Source organism: Sulfuricurvum sp. (assembly GCF_023250475.1).
In the GTDB taxonomy this organism is placed as follows: domain Bacteria; phylum Campylobacterota; class Campylobacteria; order Campylobacterales; family Sulfurimonadaceae; genus Sulfuricurvum.
Genome location: NZ_JAHFAQ010000108.1, coordinates 1 through 7,554 on the forward strand (window position 1 = coordinate 1; position 7,554 = coordinate 7,554).

8 protein-coding genes are annotated in these 7,554 nt (G+C 35.6%); all 8 read right to left on the reverse strand.

Features of this window, described 5'->3' with window-relative positions:
* Positions 1 to 218 precede the first annotated feature (218 nt).
* The gene (locus Q0C19_RS09595) at positions 219 to 1,016 is read right to left on the reverse strand and encodes a class I SAM-dependent methyltransferase (RefSeq protein WP_295055458.1); all 798 of its coding nucleotides are present in this window, start codon (positions 1,014 to 1,016) and stop codon (positions 219 to 221) included.
* On the reverse strand, positions 1,013 to 2,254 hold the full coding sequence (locus tag Q0C19_RS09600; protein ID WP_295055460.1) for a hypothetical protein: 1,242 nt from the start codon (positions 2,252 to 2,254) through the stop codon (positions 1,013 to 1,015). The genes Q0C19_RS09595 and Q0C19_RS09600 overlap by 4 nt, the downstream gene beginning before the upstream one ends.
* Entirely contained in the window at positions 2,244 to 2,744 is a 501-nt protein-coding gene (locus tag Q0C19_RS09605) for an adenylyl-sulfate kinase (RefSeq protein ID WP_295055462.1), read from the reverse strand. The genes Q0C19_RS09600 and Q0C19_RS09605 overlap by 11 nt, the downstream gene beginning before the upstream one ends.
* 3 nt (positions 2,745 to 2,747) lie before the next feature.
* On the reverse strand, positions 2,748 to 3,290 hold the full coding sequence (locus Q0C19_RS09610) for an acyltransferase (protein ID WP_295055464.1): 543 nt from the start codon (positions 3,288 to 3,290) through the stop codon (positions 2,748 to 2,750).
* A 3-nt stretch (positions 3,291 to 3,293) separates the two neighbouring features.
* Positions 3,294 to 4,043, reverse strand: coding sequence for a holo-ACP synthase (locus Q0C19_RS09615; protein WP_295055466.1), 750 nt, complete (start codon positions 4,041 to 4,043; stop codon positions 3,294 to 3,296).
* Positions 4,044 to 4,046: 3 nt separating this feature from the next.
* A complete protein-coding gene (locus tag Q0C19_RS09620; protein ID WP_295055468.1) occupies positions 4,047 to 5,816 on the reverse strand; it encodes an AMP-binding protein in 1,770 nt (589 codons plus the stop codon).
* A complete protein-coding gene (locus Q0C19_RS09625) occupies positions 5,816 to 6,793 on the reverse strand; it encodes a hypothetical protein (protein WP_295055470.1) in 978 nt (325 codons plus the stop codon). Before Q0C19_RS09625 ends, Q0C19_RS09620 begins: the two co-directional genes overlap by 1 nt.
* Positions 6,783 to 7,554, reverse strand: a 772-nt coding sequence (locus Q0C19_RS09630; RefSeq protein WP_295055472.1) for a hypothetical protein, incomplete at its 5' end; no start/stop codon positions are given. The genes Q0C19_RS09630 and Q0C19_RS09625, both read right to left, overlap by 11 nt.

A 7,554-nucleotide genomic window follows, 5' to 3' on the forward strand; every position in this document is an offset into this window, starting at 1 on the left:
AGGTCTTTGTCGTTTTTGTACTCATGAACACTAAAGCGGATAAGAGGAAGAATTTTAGCTCTTGTTAAATGCGGAGAGAGGATTTCCAATGTTTTAGCTTTTGAAGAGAGGGAAAGAGTTAACATTTGCTTCTATCCCTTTTTTTGAGAGCTAATAAAATAAAAAAACGGAGAAAAGAGCGGTTAGAACTCTTTTCATACAATTTATGGATCATGTGCTTAATCTACTTTTTTGGCAATGACTATAATGATATTCGAAAATTGCGAAGGGAAAAATTTATTTAGAAATTTATCCAGTATTTTTCCTACAATATTCAACTGAAACCCTTTGCTTCTTGCTTGTTGTTCGTTAAAGCTATTTTTCTTTAGAGCTTTACTTCTCAGCAAGTCAAATTTAAAGAGAAATGAGACATTTCTGGCATAAAAAGCGTCTTCAATTTCCAATGCGTTTTTACTGAATAATGCTTTTATATCATCAAGAGTAAATTGAAGCTTGTGAAATTTATCAAATACTTTATTGGGATTCTGTTTTTTAACTATATACTCTGTCAGTCTGTTCTCAATGTTGTCTGCTCTTACGGAAGCCAAAATTCTCCCGCCTGTTTTTAAAACTCTTGCACTTTCTCTTACTGAATCTTCTAACATTTTTTGATCTTCAAAATTATGGTATAGCCCTAAAGCCAAAAGTGTATCGAATTCACCGTTTTTATAGGGCATGTCACAGACACTTCCCTCAATGACATCTGCTTCAGCATCTTCTTTTTTTATATTTTCGACTGCTATCGGGCTGTATTCCAAACCGCTTATGTTGTAACCAAGATGTTTATAATGGAAAAAAACTCTTCCAGCTCCGCAACCAGCTTCTAATATCTTATGATCTTTATTGCCAATGACCATTTGTGTATATTTGATTGGGTAAATATCCATGTTCTCAAATTTTGCGCTGTCAACCCCCGAGTTTGACCATCTTTGATTCCAATAGTCACTGTTATCCATAAATCTGTAAACTTTTCTCATGCATTTTCCTTCGTTTTGATGTTTTGTTGAGTGGGTTTATTTTGTATCATTTCGGTTTCTATTAACTTTCTATATAACACATTGGCTATGAACTCATTTCCTCTATTGCTAAAATGTCCACCATAGTCACTCTTTTCAGAATAGAGGGAATCTAACTGTTCGGAAGAGTATCCTTTTAGGTTTTCAAATATATCAATATACTCTATGTTGTCCGGAATTCGGTCGATAAGGGTTTTGTAGAAATGGTCTTTCTTGGTTTGTATATATTTTACATCATCTTTTTGCGGCATCACTAAAAAACATGCTTTGAAATTATACTCTTTTGATAAGGTTTCAAATAATTTAAGTTCTTCAATCAACAAGTCAATGTTGTTTTTGTCTTTATATAAATTTACTCTATACTCTAAATTATTATTCATAATATAGTCGGTCGGTTTGTCTATATGCCCTTTTTGAAGGGTTTCGATTGATAATGAGAAGTTTCGTTTCAAATTTTTCATAAAGTGTATTGAATAGGGGAACGATACAATTTCCTTTAAAAATTTGTTTTTGTAAAAATAATCGTATTGTTGAATCTGCCCTATATATTTTTCATAAGTAGCAAATTTATCTTTGCTATCAATGATATTATCGATGAGTTTTATTTTCCCATCGGTTAGAGTATACCTTGGTTTAAAACCGAAAATATTTCCATACTCATAGTAATGTTTCCAGACGCTGAGAATTCGTGAGATAGTATCCGGTACAACTCCTATGATGACGATTTCAGGCCTAAAGTTTTCAGATTTTAATTTTGTATTTAATTTGATGAGAGCTTGATCGAATCCGTAATTTCCGACACCAAAGTTTTGGACATTTGATTGGGTAAGCAATGAGAGCTTATAGCCCCATGTCTCATTGTCATTAACTTCACGTGCGAATGTAAATGAGTCTCCAAAAAGCGATATGAAGCTTTTTTGATGGTTGTAATCTAAATTATCACGTGCTCCTGATGCATTGATATTCCAGTAAACTACACCGTATTTCCCTTTTTCGCTCCCTGAAGTATTTGGTTTTCTGTCCCAGCCTAGAATCTGATCATAGCTTTTTGTAAGTACTTTTTCCAAAACTTCTTTAGTAAATTTCGGTTTTTTATCTTTGTTTATGATAAACCATTGGTTATTTTTTCTGACATACAGTGAAAATACAAAAAATATAATCTCTATAAAAATAAGAGATAAAATTATTTCATTCAACATTAAGAGCTTTTTTAAAAATACGAGAAGCTATCTCTTCTGGAGAAAGGCCGTCTTCAATATTATTTTCAATAGTCAAATCTGATTGATAGGGGGTTGGGAATTCTATATCTATCCCAACAATATCCTTTTTATTATCGTAAACACCTCGATCATCTCTTTGTTTCAATGTTTCATCTGAGGCTTTTAAATAAACTTGAAAATAGTTTTTTACTCTCTCTCTTATTGATTTTTGTACATCCGGAAAAATAGAGAGTAATGCAAATACGACATTAATGTTTTGGCTATCCATGTACACACAGAATTCTTCAATTCTTTTTGCATTTTTGTATCGATCTTCAATGGTGTGCCCTAAATCATTTCCCATCATTCCCCTGAAGATATCACCGTCTATAAAGATAGTATTGGTATGCAATATTTTAATTTTTTCTGTTAAACATTTACCGACAGTACTCTTTCCTACACTGGATTTTCCGATAAGCCATATAACCATGTTTTATTTTCCTTTTCTTATTCCAATAACAACTGCAGGGGAACCGGAGACGATTTCGAAGGGGTTTACATTGCGTGTTACAACCGATCCTGCTGCGATTTCACACCCATCTCCGAGGGTGACACCCGGATTGATTGTGACGCCATAGCCGATCCCAACCCCTTTTCCGATAAAAACACTTTTGATTTTATTGGGGTTCTCACTTCTAACTAAACCTCTATTGTTTAGATTATCTAAATTCCACGTAATAATAGTTGTATAAGCACCGATTCCAGTTCCATCTCCGATAGAAATACTTCCCCCTTGTCCGGCATTGATGATACAGTTTTGTCCGATAAACACATTGTTTCCTACAGATATATTCTCTTCACCTACAAATAAGACTTCATAATCTAAAACAACGTTTTGTCCAAAATAAGCAAATTTATCTATCATCGTGAGATAGCGCGATTTCCATCGTAGTTTATACAGAAAAGATAATGCTTTTCGAGTAAATGTATAAAAAACGAATATGATAAATGAGTCGGGCTTTTTAACTACTATCATTTTTTATCCTATTAATATATTGATGGTGACGGAAAGCAGAATTGATGCAAGTCCGATGAGCAATACCGTATTTTTTGAAAAATAATCGGCATTGTGTACAACTTGTTGGGTGTCGGTAATTTTTGCATTGACGGTGGTTTCATTTTTAATCGCAATAGTTATGACATAGTTTTCCGTATGCGATGCAGATAATGAGAACCCTATAAATTGAGGCATTCCCTGGTCTGAATGTTTGATATTTATGGTTTTGAAGGGGATCCCTTTATATGTATTATCCGCTTTTACAATCGATTCTTTCAGTGAAAAAAGGGCTGCAAAGCTGGTTCTGGGAACGACTTTGCTTTTACAGTACTCTATTTCTTCTGCACTGAAATTATTTATGTAAAATGTACTGTTGTAATTTTCCGAAGCTTCGAAATGAGATAGTTCTTCAATGTCAATTCCGACATTGAAACCGGCGATTGATTCATTTTTTTTGAATGTCATGCATGTGATATTGGCAGGGCTGATTTCTGGTGCTTTTTCTGTGCCTGAAGAAAAAGAAGAGCCGTTTTCAAGCATTGCCTTAAAATCGCCGAAGCTCACTATAGCCCCAGGATCTTGAACAATGTATCCTTCATCCGCCAATAATGCAAACATCCTATGCTGTAAAATTGAGCTTGGTATGACGGTATGATCCATAACCGTTGTGTCGGTAATGGTATGGGGGGATGTTTTGATGAAATGAGCGATAATCCCTTTTGCTTTTTCCATTTACTAAAATCCTTTTAAACAAATATGGCATATATAATCATCATGCCCCTGATGATTGACGATTTTTATGAGACCGATACCGTTTAAGCTTTTGTCTTCTTCTAATGATTTAAGACATACAGAGCATCTGATATCATGTTTATTCGAACTCAATGTGGGAGCTTCGTCCATATTAAAAGAGATTTGATCTATCATAGGTAATAGTGCTTTTTTATCAATTTTTCCATTTGCATTAAGCGGCATATTTGGAATGAAGTAGATGCTTGAGGGTACCATATAATCAGCAAGCACCGATTTACAATATGCGATTACTTCTGCTTCCGTCGGTTGTCCTGTATGAGCTTCGACGAATGCGACGACATCTTCTGCGACACTTTTGTTTTCTTCAGAAAGGATCGGTACCGAAACAGCCATTTGATGCCCTATGGCATCTCGCACCGCTTTATCGATTTCCGACATTTCAACACGATATCCACGAATTTGCAGCTGATCATCAATCCTTCCGAGAAATGCATAATTATTGTTATCTAGTTTTCTGGCCAAGTCGCCGGTTCTATACCAGATTTCCCCCGGCTCATCAGAGAAGGAGATAAATTTTTCTTTCGTGAGCTTATCATTTTTGAAATAGCCTTGAACAACCTGATTGCCGGATACACATAACTCTCCGAGTTCCCCGCTATTGACCTCTTTTCCATCCAGGATCAATTTTACCTCTAGCCCTTTGAACGGTTTGCCGATAGATACAAGACCGTTGACACACGGATTTTCCAAAATTTGTTCCCACCGATAATCCATAAAGGCAATTGTGGCTTCCGTAGGACCGTATAAATTGTCTACGATACTGTTTATGGCGGCTGACTGCCATTGTTGTGCCGTATGACATGGGAGCCCTTCGCCGCAGAACAGACTGTATCTTAAGCTTGGCAGGCTATTTTTTTGAAGAACTTTCATCCGATCCATAAACATCGCTATAGAAGGGACCGAGAACCAAACTGTTAGTTGGTGTTTGCGAATAAATTCTCCAGGAGACATAATAGATTTTTTCGGTACTACATATAAACATGCCCCAGAGAAGAATGTTGTTACGATATCATGTACCGATAAGTCGAAGGTAATATCAAACATTTGAGAAACACGATCATTTTCATTGAATTGATACCGCTCAAGAGAATATACGCAATAGGAATAAAGATTTTTATGTGAGACGATAATCCCTTTTGGCTCTCCCGTGCTGCCGGAAGTAAACATCATGTAGGCAGGGCTGTTTTCTTCAATACGCACATTCGATGCGATATCGGCTGTTGGGAACTGTTCTGGAAAAATAAAAGTATGGTGAGTGTTTTTTCTCTGTAATGCTCTAATCTTTTCTCCTGGCTTCGGGCAGAGAAGTGTTAGAGGAGAAGTGATATCTGCCAATGCCGAAAACACGTCGGCACACTCTTCTCCTAAGATTATCGTTTTACATTCAGACACCGTGATTATTTTATGCAATTTATCGGTCGGATTTGCGGGATTAAGCGGAAGATAACCGTGTCCAGAGAATAATGTTCCCAAAATACCTGAATAGGCATTGATGCTTCTGTAACACAAAATACCGATAAATTGCTCATTTGATCCACAAAAGTTTATGATGGCACTTTTTAAAGTATTGGATTGGATATAAAGTTCTTCATACGTATAAATTTTTTCTTCAACGAAAATAGCATTATTTTTACGATATGTCTGTAATGCTTGTTTTAGATTTTCGCCGATATCATAGGTATTTTCTATCATTAATATTTCCTCAACACAACAGAAAATGTAGACCCGGATTTAGGGAATAGTGCCTGTATAATACGCTCTCCAAAAGGAAAATTCAGACTGTAAAAATAGCTCCATGTATTAAAAGCAGCGATTTCACACTCTATATCTGCAGCGACCTGATGAATTGTAAAAAAGCCGTCATTGTATTTTTCCGGAATCGGAATACCACGCCAAAGCAGATAATTATTATAATAAACGACGGCATAAAGTATCTCAGTCGTAAAGCCGGTGTTGACAATCCCGTTTTCCTGCAAATATTTTAAAGCTTGATTGAGTGGATGTACGGAAGATGCTTTCGATGCTGACGTATTTGCCGGATGAATAAGTTTGGAAACGGTTCTTTTAATTTTGTTCCATACTCTTTTGCCGAACAAAAGCGGTTTTAACAGCCCATAAAACTTATAAAAATAGGTATTGTTTGGTTCTATCGGGAGAAATAAAATGTCCCCTTTTCTCATTCGCATGTGTATATTTTGCAGAAAAAGAGGGAGTTTGTCCATTGTTCTCAATACCCCGCATAAAATATAGACCGTTGGAATATCGGTATTGGGAATAGTATTTTCAGTTCCTTCAAAATAATCATTTAGTATGGTAATTTTATCTGCCTCATTGTAATGAAACTGATCACTCATCGATTTGAACGGCTCGATGAAAAAATAGGATTCATATATATATCCGGTATTTTTGACCGCTTGAAAAGTTTCTCCTGTTCCTGCTCCGATATCAACAATCCGGTGCCCTTTAGGCAAAGAATCAAATAATGCAGAAAAAGATTTTTTGAGTAAGTTGGCATATCCTATATTGTATACCACTGCATCATATTTGTAATAAGCTGTTTTGATCGCTTCGATAAAAATTTCAGGCGATAAGGAGCTATCTGTGCAAAATTTTTCATAAAGATAATCTGCTCGCGTCAATGCAGAGGCGTTAGTCTCTTTAAATTCCATTTTTCAGAGTTCCTTTTTCATATAATGAAATGCCATTGCTAAATACATTTAATAATTTACCAATGTTATTTTTGACAAACTCATTGTCTACTCTATCGGGAGGGAGCAAAAGATTCTTGATATTGACGGACTCTCCCCACTCCAGGAGCAATTTTAAATAAGCATAAATCTCTTTTTCCGGCATTTGATAGTTTTGATGCTCACGAACCACTTTTCTCAAGTTGCTATCGACATACACTTTTTTTACACTGCTTAATTTGCCATAAAGGACATCTGCAAAGACCAAACTGTTTTTTCCTAGCAAAGCTGCTTCAAGAGCGGAACTGCCCGAAATCGTCACTACTAAATCAGCATTTAGAATAAAGTCTTTAGGGACGGTGTAGCTGACCGGATCAATCAAGATGACATTTGGAAGTCTTTTGATTTTTTTATAGTAGCTGATCGGCCTATATCCAATCATAGACCAATGTTCTTTGACTACTACATATTGGTCCGGTCGTATACTTTTTGAAATTGATTCGATAATAAATGTTTCATTGATGTAATATGGAGAAACAACTGTTGTGGTTGATTCCGGAATTACATGAAGTGGAAGATACAGGTAGTTAATATTGGATAAATTTGTTTTTTCAAAAGTATTGCTGTAGTGCAGATAAAATCTTCGGACATAATACATCCAGATAAATTTCAGGCTTTTCATCGTGTTGCTGCAAATAGGGGAGGAGAGATTGTAGATTTTGTTTAAAAAGAGTTTTTTGAAT

Bases quoted from the DNA above. Each gene is read 5' to 3' on its own strand.
- Q0C19_RS09595 (WP_295055458.1), bottom strand. From the start codon at position 1,016: ATGAGAAAAGTTTACAGATTTATGGATAACAGTGACTATTGGAATCAA.
- Q0C19_RS09610 (WP_295055464.1), bottom strand. From the start codon at position 3,290: ATGATAGTAGTTAAAAAGCCCGACTCATTTATCATATTCGTTTTTTAT.
- Q0C19_RS09615 (WP_295055466.1), bottom strand. From the start codon at position 4,043: ATGGAAAAAGCAAAAGGGATTATCGCTCATTTCATCAAAACATCCCCC.
- Q0C19_RS09605 (WP_295055462.1), bottom strand. From the start codon at position 2,744: ATGGTTATATGGCTTATCGGAAAATCCAGTGTAGGAAAGAGTACTGTC.
- Q0C19_RS09625 (WP_295055470.1), bottom strand. From the start codon at position 6,793: ATGGAATTTAAAGAGACTAACGCCTCTGCATTGACGCGAGCAGATTAT.
- Q0C19_RS09600 (WP_295055460.1), bottom strand. From the start codon at position 2,254: ATGTTGAATGAAATAATTTTATCTCTTATTTTTATAGAGATTATATTT.
- Q0C19_RS09620 (WP_295055468.1), bottom strand. From the start codon at position 5,816: ATGATAGAAAATACCTATGATATCGGCGAAAATCTAAAACAAGCATTA.